The following is a 20,573-nucleotide window of genomic DNA, read 5'->3' on the forward strand; positions in this document are numbered from 1 at the left end:
TTTAAAATGGGTTGCGTGAGAAAGAAAATCTGACAGAGTTTTTTTGTGATTTATCATTATGGGAGATGAAAATATGGAGACATTACAGCATCTGATTCTGCATGACATTTCAAATAGCGAAGAGATCGAAGCTGTAAAAAGCGGTGCGCATACCCTGACCTACGCGGAATATCGAAAACGAATCAACCAGCTTGCACAAGCGCTTCTTGATAAAGGAATAAAAAAAGGCGACAGAGTGGCGATGCTTTGCAAAAACGGCCACGCGGCATCCATTGTCATGTTTGCGGCACTCGAAATCGGCGCGGTGGTTGTGCCGGTCAGCTGGCAATTAACACCTTACGAAATGAAGGGCATTTTAGCAGCCTGTGAACCGAAAGCTGTTTTTTACGGCACTGAATTTAAAGAGATCATGGAAGAAGTGCTTCCTGCGCTTGCATCTTCTCTTAAACTGAAGGTCGTAACAGGAACAGCTGCGGAGACAACGCCTCAGTTTGACGCTTTATTGACAGGCTCCGGTGAAACACCGGACGTCGAAACGGTGTCTGAAAACGATACGGCATTGCTGATGTTTACCTCAGGTACAACCGGCAATCCGAAACGCTGCATGATCACTCACGGCGGCATATACAACTACGTAAACGCGACATTGGCATACACGGGGAGAATGCAGCATGTCCGCTTCTTAGCATGCCATCCGAATTACCATACGAGCGCGATTATCTGCCAGATGGTCGGCACGATGAGCGGAACGACATTCATTATGACAGACAATCAGGACCCTGTGGAAAACCTGAAGCTCATCGAAAAAGAAAAAATACAAACCATCATGGCGCTGCCAGTCTATTTCACATACCTGCTGAAAGCATGGGAAACGCATCAGACTGACATGTCTTCTATCGTTTATATGATGACGGGAGGAACAAAGGTGCCAAGCAGTCTGATTCAGCAGTATCTCGACATCGGCATTCCGCTCATGCATGGATATGGAAGCACGGAAGCGTGGGGCATCAGCTCTTGGAATCCGCAAATGGGAATGGATAAAGCCGCTTCCGCGGGTAAACCGATGGAAGAAGTGGACGTCCGCGTTGTAGATCCGGAAACAGGTGAATTCCTTCCGCAAGGTTCAATCGGAGAAGTCGCTGTGAAAAGTCCGTTTTTATTCAAAGGCTACGAAGGTAACGAAGAAGCGACACGAAAAGTGCTGAAAGACGGCTGGTTCCATACCGGCGATTCCGGCTATGTGGATGAAGACGGATTTATCTTTATCACCGGACGTTATAAAGATGTCATCATCTACGGCGGCGATAATATTTATCCCGACCAGATTGAAGAGGTCATTCAGCAAGTGCCGGGCATTCTCGAAACGGCGGTTGTCGGTATCCCTGATCCGCTCTACGGCGAAAAGCCGAAAGCGTTCATCGTGACAAACGGCAGAGAAGGCCTGACAGAAGAAGAAGTGACCCGTTTCCTTCAAGAACGTCTTGCCGCCTTTAAAATTCCGGACATTGAGTTCGTCAGCGAACTTCCGAAAAACAACCTTGGAAAAGTGAGAAAAGACGTGCTCCGCAAACAAGCGGTCCGTTCATAATTGAAAACAAAGACCCGGCTGCGAGCCGGGTTTTTTTCTTGCGTTCCATGTGAAACATTTTACTCCGAAAACATTTTGAACTGTCTCAATCATGTTTATCCGGAAGACTGCCGAGGTAGACAAGAAATATGAGATCGAACAAGAAGGAGGAACTTGACATGGAAAACTATCCGAAGGAATTCCCGGCGGAATCACAAAACCGCCAGCCGGGCATTGAGAACGAAATGAATCCGGCGCCTGTTTACGAATACAAAGAATATAAAGGCGCTGACAAATTAAAAGGAAAAACCGCACTTATCACAGGGGGCGACAGCGGTATCGGACGCGCCGTAGCGGTTGCTTACGCGAAGGAAGGCGCAAATGTCGCGATCGTCTATTTTGATGAACACGGTGATGCGGAAGATACAAAAAAACGAGTGGAAGAAGAAGGCGTAAAATGTCTGTTAATCCCCGGCGATGTCGGTGAGGAAGACTTTTGCAATGAAGCCGTTGAAAAAACGGTTGAAGAATTCGGGCGTCTTGATATTCTCGTGAATAACGCCGCGGAACAGCATCCGAAAGAAAGCATTAAAGACATCACAAGCGAGCAGCTTCACAGAACCTTTAAAACAAACTTTTACTCACAATTTTATTTGACTAAAAAAGCGATTGATTACATGAAGCCGGGCAGCGCGATCATTAATACGACATCCATTAATCCTTACACAGGCAATCCGCAGCTGATTGACTACACGGCTACGAAAGGCGCGATTAACGGTTTTACGAGATCCATGGCGCAAGCGCTCGTCAACGACGGTATCCGTGTCAACGCCGTGGCGCCGGGACCGATCTGGACACCGCTTATTCCGGCGACATTCTCAGAAGAAACAGTCGCTTCCTTCGGTCAGACTACGCCGATGGGCCGGGCAGGCCAGCCTGTTGAACATGTCGGCTGCTATGTGCTCTTGGCCTCAGACGAATCATCTTATATGACCGGACAGACGCTGCATGTCAACGGCGGCAAATTTGTGACCACATAAGGGGGCTGAAGCATGACGATATCGAAGCATGACGTGAATGCATACTATCAAAAAGCGGGAATCGTTCTGACTGATGATGAAGTCGAAGACATTCAAATCATGGATTACGGCTTAGGCAAGCTTAAGGAAACCGGGCTTCAGCTGTTTATTTACGTGAATACCGACCGCTACTGTTCGAAAGAATTGGTGCTCTTCCCGCGCCAGACGTGTCCGGAACACCGCCATCCGCCGGTCGGCAGCGAGAAGGGAAAACAAGAGACATTCCGCTGCCGCTGGGGGAAGGTGTATCTCTACGTGGAAGGCGAAAAGACAGAGAACCCAAGCGTCCTCCCGCCGAAAGAAGACAAGGAATACTACACCGTCTGGCATGAGATTGTGCTTGAGCCGGGCGGACAATACACCATTCCGCCGGATACGAAGCATTGGTTTCAAGCGGGAGAAGAAGGGGCGGTCGTCACGGAAATGTCATCGACAAGCACGGATGATCACGATGTTTTCACCGACCCGCGCATTTAAGGATGAGGCTGCACGCCTCATCTTTTTTTGTATGGAAAAAAGTGAATTTACCTGTATAATGGCTAATAAAGGAAAGAAGGTGCGGTCGTGTTTTCCTGTCAAATCTGGGAACATCTGAAGATCAGATTGCTTGCTAAAGAAGATACGGACGAATTGTATTCTGTTATGAAGCGAAATCAAAACCATCTCAGCGAATGGCTCAGCTGGGCGGAAGAACTGGCTGATATCGATACGTACCGAGATGTGATCATCCCCGAATGGCGCTATAAATACGCGGAAGAGAATGGGTTTGACGCCGGAATTTTTGTGAAGGGCCGGTTTTGCGGCATGATCAGCATCCATAATGCCGATCCAGTCAATCAAAAAGCAGAGATCGGCTACTGGCTGGATCGAGAGCATGAAGGATTCGGCATTATCACCGCAAGCTGCCGGGCGGTCATCACCCATGCATTTCAGGATCTCGGCCTGAACCGCATCATGATCAGCGCGGCTGAAAAAAACACGAAAAGCAGGGCGGTGGCGGAACGGCTCGGATTTCAGAAAGAAGGACTGACGAGAGAAGGCATTTTCGTACAGGGCGCCTATCATGACACGGTGAACTACAGCATGCTGAAGCGGGAATGGAGCGAAGATCGGCAGAAGAGCACATTTCTTGGTTTAAATGTCTCCCCAATGTGGAAAAGTAACAGCGGAGACGTTAAAAAGGAGTGATTCTTCATGAATCAAAATGAAATCAAAGAAAAAGTGCTTGAAGTACTGGATCATCATAAAGTCGGTTCGCTTGCGACGGTAGAGCAAGGCAAACCGCATTCACGCTACATGACATTTTTCCATGACGGCTTAACGATTTACACGCCGACGAGCAAAGACACTCATAAAGCGGAAGAAATTGAAAACAATCCGAATGTTCATATTCTGTTAGGGTATGACTGTGAAGGATTCGGTGACGCTTATGTGGAAGTGGCCGGAACCGCCAAACTGAACAACTCAGCCGATTTAAAAGAAAAGCTGTGGGATCCGAAACTGGAACGCTGGTTTGACGGAAAAGACGATCCGAACCTTGTGATTCTGGAAATTGAACCGAAGCAGATCAAGCTCATGAACGCGGGTGAAAAAACGCCGGCCGAGCTGGAACTTTAATAAATCATTTGATTATTCAGGGGCAATCTGTTATACTTAATTGCTAAGTGACAACATGCAAATAAAAAAGAAAGTAAACTTCTTTTTTCTGTTTTGATATAGAAGCTTCAGGCTTCAACGGACAGCTTGAAAAAAAGCTGAGCTTATTCTTTTCCTTCTGACATTCGCCCCTAACGAAGAGATGGAAAAAAGACTTTTTGTTTTACAATTCACACCGGCGCGGCTTCGGAGCCGCAGTGACGATTGAGAGGTAGGGCTTTCGTTGTCTTGTGTTCAAGAACTTCCATGGTGTTTACTTTCGAAGAATGATTCTGTCGGAACTGTTTATACGAATCACCCGCGGGCTAAGGCGGGCAACCATATATTATTTATTTGCGTAAGAAAAGAATAAGACAAAAACCGCGCCGGACATCCGGGCGGTTTTTTTATGTAACCGGCCGAAACCTCGCCGCAGTCTGCAGAGTCTAATCAGTAGAAAAGATTTGGAGGAATCATACATTGCACGTTATTACTTCACAAGTACTGTTTATCTTCTGTTTTCTGCTGCTGATACATTCGGTTGAAACGCTTGCCTATGCAACACGGCTTTCCGGCGCGAGAGTCGGATTTATCGCGTCAGCGCTGTCATTATTTAATGTCATGGTCATCGTGTCGCGTATGTCAAACATGGTTCAGCAGCCGTTTACCGGACATCTGATTGATGCCGCCGGATCAAACGCCCTGTCTGTTGTGGGCGCTCAGTTTCGATTTTTAATATTCGGCTCCACGGTCGGAACGATACTCGGCATCTGTCTTTTGCCGACATTCGTCGCGTTATTCACCAGGGCGATTATACACTTGGCGGACGGAGGAGGCTCCGTCATGCAGGTATTTAAAAAAGGATTTTCACTGAACGGGCTGAAGCATGCGCGTTCTTATATCAGACTGCCGTCAGTCTCCTATTTAAAGGGGCTTCAATTCCGAATGATCCCGAAACGCTTGTTTGTCATTAATATGGTCATTACGTCTATTTACACGATCGGTGTTCTGTCCGCTCTGTACGCCGGCCTTCTGGCGCCTGAGCACAGCACGACCGCCGTGATGGCATCAGGCTTAATCAACGGAGTTGCGACCATGCTGTTGGCTGTGTTTGTTGATCCGAAAGTATCCGTACTGGCAGACGATGTGGCGAAGGGCAAGCGCAGCTACGTCTCCTTAAAATGGACATCATTGACGATGGTGACATCAAGGGTGGCGGGCACGCTTCTCGCCCAGCTCGTGTTCATCCCCGGCGCTTATTATATCGCCTGGGTGACGAAATGGATGTAACGCATGAAAAAAGCTCCTCTTCTGCAGAGGAGCTTTTTTATTGATAATTTCTCAGGCCGCGATCATAAATAAAATTACCGAACGGAATAAAGGCCGCGATAAAACCGGCGGCTGACCATTTCACATGCCATTTGACAGTAAACGCCGCATACGCCAGCACCGCCAGATAAATGATAAACAAACCGCCGTGAATGGAACCGGCAATGGTGACGGCGAGCGGATGATGAGCCCAATACTTCAGCGGCATCGCGATAAACAGCAGCACCAAAAGCGACATTCCTTCAATAAACCCCATCGTGCGAAGTCTGCCGATCGGCGTGTGTAACATACAGCTCCCTCCTGTCGGACATCTTTTTTCCTCTATACTATAAGCAAAGGGCAGTCCTAATATGACCATTTCGCGTCAGTTCCTAAAAAACCTTTATTAATTCAGCCTGTTGTTCTTGTCATTTTTCGGATTTCTCTTGATAATATAGCCAAAAGGGTAAGGAAGGACTACAGTCATGAAACTAGATAATGTTGATCTGAGCATCATTAAAGAGCTGCAGCGGGACAGCCGCCTGTCCATGCGGGAGCTTGGCAGAAAAATCAAATTGTCAGCCCCGTCCGTCACAGAGCGTGTCAGACAGCTTGAATCTTTCGGCGTTATTAAGCGCTATACATTGGACATTGATCAAAAAAAGATCGGGCTTCCCGTCTCCTGCATTGTTGAAGCGACAGTGAAAAACGGAAAATACGATCAATTCAAAACCTACATTCAATCCATTCCCAACATTGAATTTTGCTTTCGGGTCGCCGGCGCGGCGTGTTATATGCTGAAGATTAACGCGGACAGCCTGGAAACGATCGAACACTTCATCAACCGCACCTCTCCGTATGCCCAAACCGTGACCCACGTCATTTTCTCAGAAATTGACACAAAAAACGTCCTCGATTAGAGAGAGCGTGAGGAAGTCTGTTATAATAACAGGATGATTGTGAAAGAAAGAGAAGTGAAAAGCATGTCAAAAACAGTTGTATTAGCTGAAAAACCTTCAGTCGGCCGGGACTTGGCCCGCGTGCTGAAGTGTCATAAAAAAGGAAACGGATATCTTGAAGGCGACCGCTACATCGTCACATGGGCGCTCGGACATCTGGTAACGCTCGCTGACCCTGAAGGATACGGCAAAGAATTTCAATCATGGCGGCTTGAGGATCTGCCGATAATTCCGGAGCCTTTGAAGCTCGTCGTCATTAAAAAAACAGGAAAACAGTTCAATGCGGTCAAAGCTCAGCTTGTCCGAAAAGACGTCAGCCAGATCGTAATCGCTACAGACGCAGGACGGGAAGGGGAACTTGTGGCCCGCTGGATCATCGAAAAGGCAAACGTCCGCAAACCGATCAAGCGGCTGTGGATTTCCTCTGTGACGGATAAGGCGATTAAAGAAGGATTTCAAAAGCTCCGCAACGGCAAAGAGTACGAAAATCTGTATCATTCCGCCGTTGCCAGAGCGGAAGCGGATTGGATCGTCGGCATCAACGCGACCCGCGCGCTGACGACAAAATTTAACGCGCAGCTGTCATGCGGACGCGTCCAGACTCCGACACTGGCGATGATCGCCAAGCGTGAAGCGGACATTCAGGCGTTCAAACCCGTCCCTTATTACGGTCTCCGCGCGGCGGCTGATCAGATGACGCTGACATGGCAGGATAAAAAAACAAAGCAGACTAGAACATTCGATCAGACGGTGACCGGCCGTTTGGCAAAAGACCTGCAAGGAAAGCCGGCAGTCATTTCAGAATTGAAAAAAACGGCGAAGAAAAGCTTCGCACCCGGTCTTTACGACTTGACGGAATTGCAGCGGGACGCTCATAAGCGCTTCGGTTTCTCCGCAAAAGAGACGCTGTCCGTGCTTCAAAAGCTGTATGAACAGCATAAGCTTGTCACTTACCCGCGGACAGATTCCAGATTCCTTTCCGCAGACATCGTGCCGACTTTAAAAGACCGTTTAAACGGCATGGAAGTTAAGCCGTACGCGCAATACGTCAATCAAATACTGAAGCGGGGCGTCAAAGCGCATAAAGGATTCGTCAATGATGCGAAAGTATCGGATCACCATGCCATTATTCCGACAGAGGAGCCGCTGATCCTTTCAAGCCTCAGCGACAAAGAACGAAAGCTTTACGATCTGATCGCCAAACGTTTTCTCGCCGTGTTAATGCCGGCGTTCGAATACGAAGAAACAAAGGTCACAGCCGATATCGGCGGCGAAACATTTACCGCAAAAGGGAAAACGGTTCAATCGCCTGGCTGGAAAGCCGTGTATGATATGTACGAAGATGACGACGATCATGAGGAAGACAAAGACCAGACGCTCCCGGATCTTCAGCAGGGTCAGCGCCTCACTGTCTCATCATTGAAAGAAACGAGCGGACAGACGAAACCGCCGGCGCGCTTTAATGAAGGCACGCTGTTATCCGCAATGGAGAACCCAAGCGCCTTTATGCAGGGAGAAGAGAAGAACCTTGTGAAAACATTGGGTGAAACCGGCGGACTCGGAACAGTCGCCACCCGCGCTGATATCATTGAAAAACTGTTCAATAGTTTCTTAATCGAGAAAAAAGAAAAAGATATTTTCATCACGTCAAAAGGGAAGCAGCTCTTACAGCTCGTCCCGGAAGATTTAAAATCACCGGCCTTAACCGCTGAGTGGGAGCAAAAGCTCTCCGCCATCGCAGCGGGTAAACTGAAATCCGCCGTGTTCATTAAAGACATGAAAACATATGCGGGCAAAACGGTGAAGGAAATCAAAAACAGCAGCCAGACTTTCAGACATGACAACATTTCAGGCACCGCCTGCCCTGATTGCGGCAAAATGATGCTTAAAGTCAACGGCAAACGCGGCACGATGCTCGTGTGTCAGGATCGGGAATGCGGCAGCCGGAAAACGCTGGCGAGAAAAACAAACGCCCGCTGTCCGAACTGTCATAAGAAAATGGAGCTTCGCGGCCAGGGCGAAGGCCAAACCTTCGCATGTGTATGCGGCCACCGGGAGAAACTGTCCGTCTTTGAAAAGCGCAAGGCGAAAGATAAATCCGGACGCGCATCCAAGCGGGACATCAACTCTTATATGAAAAGCCAAAACAAAGAGGAGCCGATGAACAACGCGCTGGCAGAACAGCTGAAAAAACTCGGCCTGGATAAATAGATCAGTGAAAGGCAGCATTTGTAAAGAAATGCTGCCTTTTGTTGTGTTTTTAACTGTAATGGGAATACGATCCAGACGAAGAGGGGAAAGGTGAGCAGGCGGCGCTCCCATTTAAAATTTTCCAATGTGAAAAAATGCTAGTATTCTTTTATCGTTTCCTATATAGTAAAAATACTTTGTGAAAAAATAAGATATGGGTCTAAAAAAGGGTTTATAAAATAGGAGGATGGACTGTGAAGCAATTCGTTTTTCGTCTGATGATCCTTTTGATTTCGATCGTTCTGACGGCGGGGTGCGCGGAGGCCGGCACTGAAAAACAGGCGGCGGCCGAACCGTCCGGACCGCTTCAGCCCGCAGAGCATTTTATTTATCATAAATTGATGAACGGGCGGGGGATGATCCGGACGAACATATCCGGTGAGCCGGAATATTTATCTGAGTCTCTCGGACTATGGATGGCATTTTTGCTGAACAGGAAAGATGAACGGCAGTTTCAAGCGCAATATCAGCTTCTCACCGATTCGTTTCTGACGAAAAACGGGCTCGTGTCGTGGAAGATTGACGGGAATAAAGCGAGCGGCACCAATGCCTTAATTGATGATTTCAGAATTATGAACTGTCTGAATGAGGCCGGAACCCTGTGGGGAAACAGTGAATACGGGAAAACGTCGGTGCAGATCGGGAAGGCGCTGGAAAAATACAATACGAATGACGGGTATTTTACGGATTATTATGATGCCGCTTCAAATGCCGCGTCAAAGACCGTGACGTTGTCCTATGTCGACCCCGGCGCCTTACAGATGCTCAGAGAAAAGGGAATTATCGATGAGAAAACGGAAAACCTGAACCTTGATGTTCTCAATCTTGCGCCCCTGAAAAATGGTTTTCTGCCGAAATCGTTCAATACCGAAACTAAGGAATACAAATATGACAGCGAAGTGAATATCATCGACCAGCTGTACGCCGCCGTGAATCTGAAGCGGGGCGATGGCAAAGCCGCTGTGCTGTCGAAATGGATTATAAAGGAATTTAAGTCGCGCGGACAGCTGTACGGACGATACAGCGCAGACACGAAGGAGCCGGCGGTTCAATACGAATCACCGTCCGTTTACGCCCTGGCCGTTCTTTTTTTAGCAGAACAAAAAGCTGATCCGGCTGTCATCAAGCCGCTTTATGAAAGAATGACTTCATTTGAAACACTGGACACGCTGAAACCTGATTACGGCGGCTATATGAGCGGGGACGATACACATTCTTTCGATAACCTGCTGCCGCTTCTGGCTGAAAGGAAATTGTTTAATGAAAATATCATTCAATGAATCACAAAAACTGTGCAGCTACACAGCAGTTATGCTGGTGCTGCTGTCTTTTTTTATTTACTATGCGTCTCAGCAATCCGCAGGGCTTCTGATAACCTGCATCACATTGCTTGTCACGGGAGCCGGCATATGGTTCGGGGCAATCTACGCGCTCGTCATCACCTTACTCGTCTTATTTGTTCTCGGCAGCCTGCTCCTGTGGTTTCAGACCGGGAGCTTTATGGCGTCTGCCGGTGCCGAAAGTCTGCAGGTGCTGGTCATTTGGGGGATTGCGCTGCTGCTCTTTTCTTACATAGCGGGAAGGATTCACGAGTTGGCGAAGGGGCTTGAGCGCTCAGTGAAACAGCTGCGTGAAGAGATTACGAGCTTTGTCGCCGTCGACAGGGTGACCGGCTTTGACAACCATCTGCGGATGAAGCTGGAGCTTTCTGAGGAAATCAAGCGGGCGGAACGCTACGGCAATTCCTTCGTCTTTTTGCTGCTGCACATGCATTATTTCAAAGAATTCAAATCCCTCTACGGAGAAAAAGAGACCGATCGGCTGCTGGCGTTTATCAGCCGCCAAATCCGGTCAAGCGTTCGGGAAACAGACAAAAAATTCAGGCCGTCCGCCGAACGGTTCGGCATCGTGCTGACCCATACGCCTGAAGAAAACATGCCGGCCGTTCTGGCGAAGCTGAAAAAGGAATTGGATACGTACCGGCTGCAAAACGGTAAATACGTCTCCATCACCTTCCGTGTATGTTACTTGGCGTACCGAAAGGATTTACAAACGGCCGAGCAATTTTTAAATGAACTGGAAAACGAGATGATGATGAATGAACTCTAAATGGATACGTCTCTTACTCTCGGCGCTCTTCATGATTTCGGCGGTTTATGTTCCCCTCACGGCGGAAGCAAAAGACAAAAAGGACGGCATTCTCATTATTTATACAAGCACGGACGGCAAAGAAACCGCTGAGGTCAAAATGCTTGATCTGACCGCGGGCCATTTCTCATCCGCCGTCACCGTGAAAAGCGACGGAGACATCACAGCAGCCGATCTCAAAAAGAATCGGCGCGTCATCTATTACGGCGTCACGAAAAAAAAGCTCAGCACATCATTTGTGTCTCTGATCAGCAGTATGCCGCAGCAGCTTATCAGCATCGGCTATAACGCTGGGCAGTTCCGCCAATTTGCGGGTTTGTCCCTGGCAGAAAAAGAAACGGTATACTGCATTTACAGCAAAGAAGAAAAAACAGACATGCCGCTTGAAAAAGGGATGTCCGTGCTCGGCGTATCGGGAGTAAAAGGGGAGCCCCTTTATACATACCGGTCCGGTGACGGCAGCACCCGCCCTTTTATGTGGAAAACGGCGCGCTCTGACTATTATTTCGGTGTGACGAGCCTGTTAAATGATTCGTTTCTGACGGCGAAAGCGCTGCGCAACGCATTCGGAGAATCAGAGGACGGCACCCTCCTTTATTTGCGGCTTGAGGACATCAGTCCGATGTCAGATGAAACATTGCTTTACGAAGCGGGCGCTTACCTGCATAAAAGACACATTCCGTTTATTCTGGCGGTCATTCCGGTCTATCTCAACCCGGAAAACGGAGAAAAAGTATACCTGGCGGACAAGCCGAAAATGGTCAGCGTCCTGAAAAAACTTCAGCAAATGGGCGGCAGTATCATTATTCACGGCTACACGCACGCATACCGATACAGCGAAACGGGAGAAGGCTTTGAATTTTGGGATGCCAAAGCGGATCAGCCGATTACGTCAGAAAATGCGGATGATACTCCGGTCAAGCTTGAAAAGGAACAGGATTTTCCGAATGAAAAAGCGTACCGGGCGTATGTGAAGCCTTTCCGTGAAAAAGAAAACATCTACACAAGAACGAAGCTGGAGCAGGCGATTGACGATCTGACAGAGCTCGGCCTTTACCCGCTGTCATTCGAAGCGCCGCACTATACGATGTCTGAAGAAGGCTACAAAATCGCATCTTCTTATTTCTCCAGCATTTTCGGACAAGTGCAGCTCAGCGGCACGACGTGGAAAACCTCGGGCGCCCCTCCGTTCGTCTCAAAGCCGGCTATGCTGCACGGGATGACGCTGTACCCAGAAACAATCGGTTATGCCGATAGCTCAAAGGAAAATCCGCTCGGAGATATGGAGAATCATATTTCGCAGATGATTGATTTCGGCGGCGGAACGGCGGGCGGTTTCTACCATCCGTATCTCGGCATGAAATACCTCCCCGAGCTCGTCAATCAGATGGAGCGGATTCCCGGCGGCGAGTGGCTCGATCTGAAGAAAACGAAGCAAACGGTAACGTCGGACAGCGTCAGGATCAAAACGGACGGAGACGGAACCATTCATGTGGAAAACAAGATTCATCCGATAACGGCCTTTTTCAATCACCATCAGCAGACGCCTCTGGAAAAAGCGCTTTGGATTCTCTCCGGCGTGGTGTTATTGTTTATCATCATGTTCGCCTGCTACGTTCTATATTTGCGCGCCACATTAAAAAAACGAATCTTTAAGGAGAGAAGAACCCTTGAGTAACATTCTGTTTTTTATCTCATTAAGTTTAATATGGGTGATGCTTCTCTATCACATGTTTCTGATGCAGGGCGGATTCAGGCATTATATGACCTTCGAACGGAACATTCCGAAATGGCGCGCAATGATGGGGGAGCTCCCGAAGGTCAGCGTGCTCATTCCCGCGCATAATGAGGAGGTCGTCATCAGGCAGACGCTGAAGGCGATGGTGAACCTGTATTATCCGAAAGAAAGGCTTGAGATCATCGTCGTTAACGATAATTCCTCCGACCGGACGGGAGACATCGTCAATGAATTTTCCCGTCAGTATGACTTCATTAAAATGGTCATCACAAAGCCCCCGAACGCCGGAAAAGGAAAATCTTCGGCGCTGAACTCAGGGTTCGCGGAATCGAACGGAGACGTGATCTGCGTGTATGATGCAGACAATACGCCGGAAAAAATGGCGGTGTACTACCTGGTTCTCGGTCTGATGAATGATGAGAAAGCGGGAGCGGTTGTCGGGAAATTCCGTGTCATCAATGCGGCCAAAACGATCCTGACGAAGTTTATCAATATAGAAACCATCTGCTTTCAGTGGATGGCGCAGGGCGGCAGATGGAAATGGTTCAAAATCGCCACCATCCCGGGAACGAACTTCGCGATCAGGCGGAGCATTATCGAACAGCTCGGCGGCTGGGATGATAAGGCGCTGGCGGAGGATACCGAGCTGACCATCCGCGTGTATAATCTCGGCTACCATATCCGCTTTTTCCCGGCGGCTGTGACATGGGAGCAGGAGCCTGAGACATGGAAGGTCTGGTGGCGTCAGCGGACAAGATGGGCGCGCGGCAACCAATACGTTGTTCTCAAGTTTTTATCCCAATTTTTCAAGCTGAAACGCAAGCGGATCATCTTCGATCTGTTTTATTTCTTTTTTACGTATTTTTTGTTTTTCTTCGGTGTGATCATGTCAAACACGATTTTTATCATCAATCTTTTTTACGACCTGCATCTGGCAGTCGGGTTTTTGGCGATGATTTTGTGGATACTGGCCTTTTTCCTGTTTATGACTGAGGTCATGATTACTTTAAGCATTGAAAAAACAGAAATGAACAAACAAAACTTCTTTATCGTATTTCTGATGTACTTTACATACTCCCAGGCTTGGATCGTGCTCGTCATCTGGTCATTATTCACAGAGATTAAGCACCGCTTGTTCAAGCAGGAAGTCAAGTGGTACAAAACGGAGCGATACAATCAAAATAAAAGCGGGTGACCTTTTTGAAAAAAGCGATCATATTGATAACTGGCCTTTTGCTATTGATGTATAACGGGCAGGCGGCCGCGGCCCGGGAACTGAAAACGGACGGTTCCGCCCTCGGAACAAGCGCCGGCGCAAAAGAGCAGCAGGCGCTGACCGGCGATCTGATGACACTGTACGGGGCGAAAGACAGCGCAGAGCTGACCTATCAGATTCCTGCGGGAGCTTCGAATGCCGATCAGTCGCTTCTGATTGATTACGAGGCGTCAAACTTATTAATTGCCCCGTCTTCTTTAACCATCGCCATTGATGATGAACCCGTCAAATCCATAAAGCTTGACGGCAGTTCCAAGCGGAAAACGGTGAAGCTCAATCTCAGCAAAAGCCAATCCGCCCAAGGCTATCACAATGTATCATTACGATTTTACGGCGTATTAAAAGAGGGCGTCTGCGTCAGGCAGGATACGTCAGGCAACTGGATAAAAATTTATCCGGACAGCCGCCTTGTGCTTTCAGAAGCAAGCAAGTCAAAGGGAGCGGATCTCGGCCATTTCCCGTATCCGTTTGCCCAATCAGGCAATACGGGTGAAGAAACCGATATTATCCTTCCTGACAAACCGACCTCGGCGGAAGCTGAAGCCGCAGTCAAAACAGAAGCATATCTGAAAACGGCAGACAGCAGGCTGAAGGTATCCTATGTAAAAGAATCCGACGCCGGCAAAATCAGCAATCCGTCAATTGTCATCGGCGCTGATCAGCATTGGAACGGGAAAATAAAAGAGCTTTTCGAACGGGGGAACATCAAAGCGGAAGACAACAAACTTCTTCTCGCTGAACGGGTTCTGACATCAGGGGACAAACGGCAGCCCGTCCTGTTTGTCACGGCGCAATCAGACAAAACGCTGGCGGATAAAATCCGCGTCATCACAGACAGCGCTTATTCAAGCCAGCTGGGCGGAGATACTTTGACAATCGGCCGCCTTCAGCCCGCTGCGGAAAAGACAGGCAATAAACTGACACTAGAGGACTTCGGCGCGGGAAATGTAACGGTCGGATCAAACAAAACGGCGTCAGAGCACTTCTTTTACCCTGCGGCGGCCGCTGTTGATAAAGACGGGAAGGTCAAGTTTTCGCTCACATTAAAGACGTCGGAATCGGTCCGGACGAAGGCGGATTCAGATGATGATGCTGAGAGAGCGGAACTGAACGTCATGGTCAACGGACAGCCGAATGCGGTGCGTCTTGATGATCTCGGCAATCAAGATAAAGACGGCTTTTACCACGTCTCAATCCCGATTGATCCGAAGCTTTTGCGAAGCAGCAGGTACATTGATCTGCAATTTGTCACATCAGGTTTGAAACATAACAATCCGTGTATCGACCGTGACGAAAACAAATGGGTCTATATTGATAAAAGCAGCACGCTGACGTATCCGGTAAGCGATGCGGCGCAGAAAGCGGACTTCGGGCAATGGCCGCTCCCGTTTGCGGGCGGCGGGAAAGAGAAAACAGTGATCGTCATCCCGAATGACGTAAACATGCAGACACTGAAAGAACTTTCTCTGGTGGCGGATTCATTCGGAAACGGCTTTACCGTAAAGACGGCATCAGACATGAAGGAAGCGGATGCCAAAGGCCGGAATGTTGTGTTTATCGGAGGCCTGCCGCAAATTCCGCTTTTGAAATCAAACGCCTCTAAGCTTCTCGTGCCGTCAGACCGCAGCGGAGCTTACGATGTTTCTTCGTTTCAGATGCTGAATGAGACAACGAAACAAGTCGCGTTTACCCAGAAATCACCTTGGGACTCAGACAGCAGTATTGCTGTTTTTGCTCCGTTATCAGGAAGCGGCGCGGCTGTCACAAAAGAGCTGATCAGCTTTTTAGACAGCACAAGCGATGCGGCAACCGTCGTCAACGAAACGACAGGCAAGCAGCTGTTTTCGAACCATCAGCAAATCAAGTCAGATAACAGCAGTCCATCGGCTGATACGAAAAGCCGTTCCGCAACACTGAACGTCACGTATATCGCTGTTTTCGCGGCGCTTATGATCATTGCGGCCGGTCTGATCTGGCTGACGGCAAGAAGGAAAAAAAGAAAAACGGATCATGAAAAAAGCGAAGAGTAATGAAGGAAAAAGAGGCCGTTAACAGGCCTCTTTTTTTGTATTTTTATTTCCATTTTTGGCGGTGATTTTTTTATTTTTGAAACAGCATAAAAGCCCCTTTACAACTGAACGGGACGGGAGTATGATCTCTTTTATAATCTATATCGCTTAATCTGTAATCAGAGCGGGGGAACCAATTTGCGGCGCGTCATGCCGCTTGGGGTGAATCCTTTTTCAGGTAGGGCCAACTCTCATAAGCCCGAATCCGACAGCTAACCTCGTAAGCGTTCATGAGAGGAGATGAATGAAACCTGTGCACGATTATGGCGCAGGGGCATCCGTTTGCCTCTGTGTCTTTTTGCTGTGCTGAAATAAGGCATGCAATCAGCATTCGGAGACATCATAGCAGTAAGAGTTTGTAAATCAAACGGAAAATGAAAAAAAGGGGAAGACAACAAATGTACCATTCAATCAAAAGATTTTTGATTGGGAAACCGCTGAAATCACAGGCGGCCGGAGAGCAGAAACTCACGAAACTCAAGGCGCTCGCCATGCTTTCTTCAGACGCGCTGTCATCAGTTGCTTACGGAACGGAACAGATTCTGATCATTTTGGCTGCGGTAAGCGCGGCCGCGTTTTGGTATTCCATTCCGATCGCAGTCGGCGTTCTCATTTTGCTGCTTGCTTTGATTCTGTCCTACAGACAGATTATTTACGCTTATCCGCAAGGCGGAGGCGCTTATATGGTTTCAAAAGAAAACCTTGGTGAGAAGCCGGGCCTGATTGCGGGCGGCTCATTGCTTGTTGATTATATTCTGACGGTGGCGGTAAGCATTTCTGCCGGAACTGACGCCATTACATCGGCATTTCCGGCTTTGCACCCGCATCATTTGCTCATTGCTGTTTTGCTTGTGATTCTGATTATGATTTTAAATTTGAGAGGACTGTCAGAGTCGGCGTCCATTTTGGCGTATCCCGTCTATCTGTTTGTGGCGGCGCTTGTCCTTTTGATCGTCGTCGGACTGTTTAAGCTTATGACGGGTCAGGTTCATCCGGCCGAACACACGCCGATCGGCACACCCGTGGCGGGCATCACGCTGTTTTTGCTGCTGAAGGCCTTTTCATCCGGCTGTTCGGCACTGACCGGTGTTGAAGCCATTTCAAACGCGATCCCTGCCTTTAAAAATCCTCCGGCGAAAAACGCGGCCCGCACTTTGGCCATGATGGGGATTCTGCTGGCGATCTTATTTACGGGGATTACGGTGCTGGCGTACGGCTACGGCACGGGACCGAAGCCTGACGAGACCGTTATTTCACAAATCGCCGCGGAAACTTTCGGCCGCCATACGGTGTATTATTTCATTCAAGGCGTTACATCCTTGATTCTCGTGCTTGCGGCGAATACGGGCTTTTCCGCTTTTCCGCAGCTGGCGTTTAATTTAGCGCGCGATCAGTATATGCCGAGAATGTTTACGGTACGGGGCGACCGGTTAGGATTTTCAAACGGAATTATCTTTCTCGGTATCGCGTCCATCTTGCTCATTCTTTTATTCGGGGGCCGCACGGAACATTTAATTCCGCTTTATGCTGTCGGCGTGTTCATTCCGTTTACGCTGTCGCAAACGGGAATGTGCATCAAGTGGATCAGGCAGAAGCCGAAGGGCTGGGCGGTAAAAATGCTGATCAACTCATGCGGCGCCGCCATTTCATTTATGGTGCTGTGTATTTTATTCGCGACAAAGTTCAATCTTGTCTGGCCGGTGCTGTTATTCATGCCTGCTGTCGTCATGCTGTTTTTCGTCATTAAAAATCACTACACCGCGGTCGGCGAACAGCTGCGGGTCGTTGATCAGCAGCCTGAGGAAATCAAGGGAACTGTCGTCATCGTGCCTGTCGCCGGTGTCACCACCGTCGTCCAAAAATCGATTCAGTATGCGAAATCATTATCGGATCAGGTCATTGCGGTTCATGTTTCCTTTGACAGAGAAAACGAAAAAAAGGTGGAAAAGCGCTGGGAAGAGCTTCATAACGGCGTCCGCCTCGTCACCCTGCATTCCTCATACCGCAGTTTGGTTCACCCGTTTGATAAGTTTTTAGAAACGGTCGAACAGAAAGCGAAAAAAGAACAGTTCTCCGTGATGGTGCTGTTTCCGCAATTTATTACGAAGAAACGCTGGCAGACCATCCTTCACAACCAATCAGCCTTCTTGCTCCGCGTCCGGCTGTTTTGGAAGAAGGACATCATCGTCGCCACCCTGCCGTATCATTTTAAAAAGTAACGGCAAAGACCGCAGGCTGAAATGCCGCGGTCTTTTTTGTAAAGGAGGACGACATGGCACAAGGCGCTTTTGTCATCATACAAAATGACGGGCGGGACATATTGCTCGTAAAACGAAAACATTCCCTTATGGGATTTGCCCGGCGGCGGGATCGCAGAAGGTGAAACACCTGAAGCCGCAGCCGTCAGAGAGGCCTTCGAAGAAACCGGTTATAACGTGACCATCATAAAAAAAGCCGGTGAGTATGAAAGGCCGGCATTTGAAGATACACAGCACGTTTTCATCGGAGCCATTACCGGAGGAACTCCGCTGATGAACGGGCCGGAAACCGCCGCCTTACGCTGGTTTTCCCCAAACCGGCTGCCGCTGTTCATGGTGCCGAACAGAAAACAGCAAATAAAAGACGGACTCAATGGGGCGGCAAATCATAAGGCAGTCCTTAAAGACCGGAATCTGTTATCCATCCTTGATCTGCTAAGAAAAAAGCTGAGAGTATAGCCCGTGTTTCAACCCGTTTGAAAAAGGGGATGAATACAGGTAAAAGGAGGATGCAGTATGCCAAGTAAAACAGCAGGACACGTAATGACGGAGCTGCTTGAACAATGGGGAGTCGGTCATATATACGGCATTCCCGGAGACAGCATTAATGAATTTATCGAAGAACTGAGACATGAACGAAATAACCTGACATTCATCCAAACCCGGCACGAAGAAGTCGCAGCCCTGGCCGCCGCGGCTGAGGCAAAACTGACCGGGCAGATCGGTGTCTGTCTTTCAATCGCAGGGCCGGGGGCCGTTCATCTGCTGAACGGTTTATACGACGCCAAAGCGGACGGCGTTCCGGTGCTGGCGATTGCGGGACAGGTGGCTTCCGATGAAATCGGCCGTGACAGCTTTCAGGAAATCAAATTAGAGCAAATGTTTGAGGACGTGGCGGTGTTCAACCAGCAAGTACATACGGCAGAAGCGCTGCCCGATCTTCTGAATCAGGCGATCCGCACGGCTTACAGCAAAAAAGGCGTTGCCGTTTTAACCGTTTCTGATGATTTATTCGCGCAAAAAATCAAACGGGAGCCGGTTTATACATCGCCGATATACCTCAAAGCCGATATAGAGCCGAAAAAAGAACATCTCGTGACATGCGCGCAATATATTAACAACGCAAAAAAACCGGTCATTCTCGCCGGCCAAGGGTTAAAATCAGCAAAAGAGGAGCTGCTCGCATTCGCCGATAAAGCGGCCGCTCCAATTGTGATTACCCTTCCGGCAAAAGGCGTCGTGCCTGACAGCCATCCCCACTTTCTCGGGAATCTCGGACAAATCGGCACAAAGCCCGCCTACGAAGCCATGGAGGAATGTGATCTGCTGATTATGCTCGGCACATCGTTCCCGTACAGGGATTATCTCCCAGATGATACGCCTGCCATTCAGCTTGATTCGGATCCGGCGAAAATCGGGAAGCGCTATCCCGTCAATGCGGGAATTGTCAGTGATGCGGCTCTGGGGCTGAAAGAGCTGACGGAATACATTGAATATAAAGAAGACAGAAGATTTTTAGACGCCTGCACCGAGCACATGAAGCATTGGTGGAAGGAAATCGAAAAGGATGAAACCGAAGCGACTCATCCGCTCAAGCCGCAGCAGGTCATTGCCCGGCTTCAGGATGCCGCCGCAGAGGACGCTGTCCTGTCGGTGGATGTCGGAACGGTTACGGTGTGGATGGCCCGCCATTTTAAAATGAAGAAGCAGGACTTTATCGTCTCAAGCTGGCTCGCCACGATGGGATGCGGGCTTCCGGGAGCGATTGCCGCAAGCCTTGCCGAACCTGAGCGGCAGTCCATCGCCATTTGCGGAGACGGCGGATTTTCAATGGTGATGCAGGACCTGCCGACGGCTGTTAAATACAAACTGCCGATTACGGTTGTCGTTTTAAACAACGAAAATTTAGGCATGATTGAATATGAACAGCGGGTCAAAGGCAACATTGACTACGTCACCCAGCTGCAAAATATGGATTACGCCGCTTTTGCAGAAAGCTGCGGAGCAAAAGGCATCAAAGTGACGAAACACGAGGAATTGGCTCCCGCTTTTCATGAAGCGCTCAACTCAAATGAGCCAGTCGTCATCGACGCCGTCATCGGCGATGAGCCGCCGCTTCCGGGAAAAATCACTTACGGCCAAGCGAAGGGCTTCAGCAAATACATGCTGAAAAACTTCTTTGAAAACCAAAAAATCGAAATGCCGTCACTCAAGAAAAGCTTAAAACGGCTGTTTTAAAAAAGCCGGCGCTTACAAAAAAATAAACAGGCAGCATGCCTGTTTATT

At 48.8% G+C, this 20,573-nt stretch carries 16 protein-coding genes, 1 pseudogene and 1 riboswitch; of the genes and pseudogenes, 16 read left to right on the forward strand and 1 reads right to left on the reverse strand.

Annotated elements, in window-relative coordinates; genetic code table 11:
- Positions 1-73: 73 nt before the first annotated feature.
- The 6 genes from G4O42_RS02205 to G4O42_RS02230 all read left to right on the forward strand — a co-directional run bounded on the left by G4O42_RS02205 (position 74) and on the right by G4O42_RS02230 (position 5,571).
- The gene (locus G4O42_RS02205; RefSeq protein ID WP_032872929.1) at positions 74-1,588 is read left to right on the forward strand and encodes a class I adenylate-forming enzyme family protein; all 1,515 of its coding nucleotides are present in this window, start codon (positions 74-76) and stop codon (positions 1,586-1,588) included.
- Positions 1,589-1,746: 158 nt separating this feature from the next.
- Entirely contained in the window at positions 1,747-2,607 is an 861-nt protein-coding gene (locus G4O42_RS02210) for an SDR family oxidoreductase (RefSeq protein ID WP_023356711.1), read from the forward strand.
- A gap of 12 nt (positions 2,608-2,619) precedes the next feature.
- A complete protein-coding gene (locus G4O42_RS02215) occupies positions 2,620-3,123 on the forward strand; it encodes a D-lyxose/D-mannose family sugar isomerase (RefSeq protein WP_032872931.1) in 504 nt (167 codons plus the stop codon).
- 87 nt (positions 3,124-3,210) lie between these two features.
- Positions 3,211-3,834, forward strand: a complete 624-nt coding sequence (locus G4O42_RS02220; RefSeq protein ID WP_032872933.1) for a GNAT family N-acetyltransferase — start codon at positions 3,211-3,213, stop codon at positions 3,832-3,834.
- A gap of 6 nt (positions 3,835-3,840) precedes the next feature.
- Positions 3,841-4,263 (forward strand): pyridoxamine 5'-phosphate oxidase family protein, encoded by a 423-nt coding sequence (locus tag G4O42_RS02225; protein WP_003156270.1) that lies wholly within the window; start codon positions 3,841-3,843, stop codon positions 4,261-4,263.
- Positions 4,264-4,761: 498 nt separating this feature from the next.
- Positions 4,762-5,571 (forward strand): lipid II flippase Amj, encoded by an 810-nt coding sequence (locus G4O42_RS02230; protein WP_032872935.1) that lies wholly within the window; start codon positions 4,762-4,764, stop codon positions 5,569-5,571.
- Between the two features lie 37 nt (positions 5,572-5,608).
- Here G4O42_RS02230 and G4O42_RS02235 read toward each other — a convergent pair whose 3' ends face one another.
- Entirely contained in the window at positions 5,609-5,899 is a 291-nt protein-coding gene (locus G4O42_RS02235; RefSeq protein ID WP_003156265.1) for a DUF3817 domain-containing protein, read from the reverse strand.
- A 175-nt stretch (positions 5,900-6,074) separates the two neighbouring features.
- On the opposite strand from G4O42_RS02235, the gene lrpC reads away from it, so the two are divergent.
- The 10 genes and pseudogenes from lrpC (at position 6,075) to G4O42_RS02285 (ending at position 20,525) form a co-directional block, all read left to right on the forward strand.
- On the forward strand, positions 6,075-6,509 hold the full coding sequence (gene lrpC / locus G4O42_RS02240) for a transcriptional regulator LrpC (RefSeq protein WP_003156263.1): 435 nt from the start codon (positions 6,075-6,077) through the stop codon (positions 6,507-6,509).
- Between the two features lie 63 nt (positions 6,510-6,572).
- A complete protein-coding gene (locus G4O42_RS02245) occupies positions 6,573-8,759 on the forward strand; it encodes a DNA topoisomerase III (protein ID WP_029326219.1) in 2,187 nt (728 codons plus the stop codon).
- Between the two features lie 233 nt (positions 8,760-8,992).
- On the forward strand, positions 8,993-10,078 hold the full coding sequence (locus G4O42_RS02250; RefSeq protein WP_032872937.1) for a hypothetical protein: 1,086 nt from the start codon (positions 8,993-8,995) through the stop codon (positions 10,076-10,078).
- On the forward strand, positions 10,059-10,907 hold the full coding sequence (locus G4O42_RS02255; protein WP_032872939.1) for a diguanylate cyclase domain-containing protein: 849 nt from the start codon (positions 10,059-10,061) through the stop codon (positions 10,905-10,907). Before G4O42_RS02250 ends, G4O42_RS02255 begins: the two co-directional genes overlap by 20 nt.
- Complete coding sequence (locus tag G4O42_RS02260) at positions 10,897-12,624, forward strand: DUF2334 domain-containing protein (protein WP_032872941.1); 1,728 nt, start codon at positions 10,897-10,899, stop codon at positions 12,622-12,624. The genes G4O42_RS02255 and G4O42_RS02260 overlap by 11 nt, the downstream gene beginning before the upstream one ends.
- Entirely contained in the window at positions 12,617-13,879 is a 1,263-nt protein-coding gene (locus tag G4O42_RS02265; RefSeq protein WP_032872943.1) for a glycosyltransferase family 2 protein, read from the forward strand. The genes G4O42_RS02260 and G4O42_RS02265 overlap by 8 nt, the downstream gene beginning before the upstream one ends.
- Before the next feature lie 5 nt (positions 13,880-13,884).
- The gene (locus tag G4O42_RS02270; RefSeq protein WP_032872945.1) at positions 13,885-15,990 is read left to right on the forward strand and encodes a cellulose biosynthesis cyclic di-GMP-binding regulatory protein BcsB; all 2,106 of its coding nucleotides are present in this window, start codon (positions 13,885-13,887) and stop codon (positions 15,988-15,990) included.
- 134 nt (positions 15,991-16,124) lie between these two features.
- A riboswitch (cyclic di-AMP (ydaO/yuaA leader) is annotated at positions 16,125-16,271 on the forward strand.
- 156 nt (positions 16,272-16,427) lie between these two features.
- Positions 16,428-18,248 carry an APC family permease gene (locus G4O42_RS02275; RefSeq protein WP_032872947.1) on the forward strand — a complete coding sequence of 607 codons (1,821 nt, stop codon included), beginning with the start codon at positions 16,428-16,430 and terminating at the stop codon, positions 18,246-18,248.
- Between the two features lie 53 nt (positions 18,249-18,301).
- Positions 18,302-18,746: pseudogene (locus G4O42_RS02280) on the forward strand (NUDIX hydrolase).
- Between the two features lie 57 nt (positions 18,747-18,803).
- Positions 18,804-20,525 carry a pyruvate oxidase gene (locus tag G4O42_RS02285; protein WP_014304370.1) on the forward strand — a complete coding sequence of 574 codons (1,722 nt, stop codon included), beginning with the start codon at positions 18,804-18,806 and terminating at the stop codon, positions 20,523-20,525.
- Positions 20,526-20,573 lie beyond the last annotated feature (48 nt).

This window comes from Bacillus sp. LUNF1, assembly GCF_011008975.1.
GTDB classification, from domain to species: Bacteria; Bacillota; Bacilli; order Bacillales; family Bacillaceae; genus Bacillus; species Bacillus velezensis.

Excerpts from the sequence above, each read along its gene's own strand:
- G4O42_RS02215 (WP_032872931.1), top strand. The coding sequence starts at position 2,620 with ATGACGATATCGAAGCATGACGTGAATGCATACTATCAAAAAGCGGGA.
- G4O42_RS02260 (WP_032872941.1), top strand. The coding sequence starts at position 10,897 with ATGAACTCTAAATGGATACGTCTCTTACTCTCGGCGCTCTTCATGATT.
- G4O42_RS02275 (WP_032872947.1), top strand. The coding sequence starts at position 16,428 with ATGTACCATTCAATCAAAAGATTTTTGATTGGGAAACCGCTGAAATCA.
- G4O42_RS02285 (WP_014304370.1), top strand. The coding sequence starts at position 18,804 with ATGCCAAGTAAAACAGCAGGACACGTAATGACGGAGCTGCTTGAACAA.
- G4O42_RS02235 (WP_003156265.1), bottom strand. The coding sequence starts at position 5,899 with ATGTTACACACGCCGATCGGCAGACTTCGCACGATGGGGTTTATTGAA.
- lrpC (WP_003156263.1), top strand. The coding sequence starts at position 6,075 with ATGAAACTAGATAATGTTGATCTGAGCATCATTAAAGAGCTGCAGCGG.
- G4O42_RS02255 (WP_032872939.1), top strand. The coding sequence starts at position 10,059 with ATGAAAATATCATTCAATGAATCACAAAAACTGTGCAGCTACACAGCA.
- G4O42_RS02210 (WP_023356711.1), top strand. The coding sequence starts at position 1,747 with ATGGAAAACTATCCGAAGGAATTCCCGGCGGAATCACAAAACCGCCAG.
- G4O42_RS02245 (WP_029326219.1), top strand. The coding sequence starts at position 6,573 with ATGTCAAAAACAGTTGTATTAGCTGAAAAACCTTCAGTCGGCCGGGAC.
- G4O42_RS02205 (WP_032872929.1), top strand. The coding sequence starts at position 74 with ATGGAGACATTACAGCATCTGATTCTGCATGACATTTCAAATAGCGAA.
- G4O42_RS02225 (WP_003156270.1), top strand. The coding sequence starts at position 3,841 with ATGAATCAAAATGAAATCAAAGAAAAAGTGCTTGAAGTACTGGATCAT.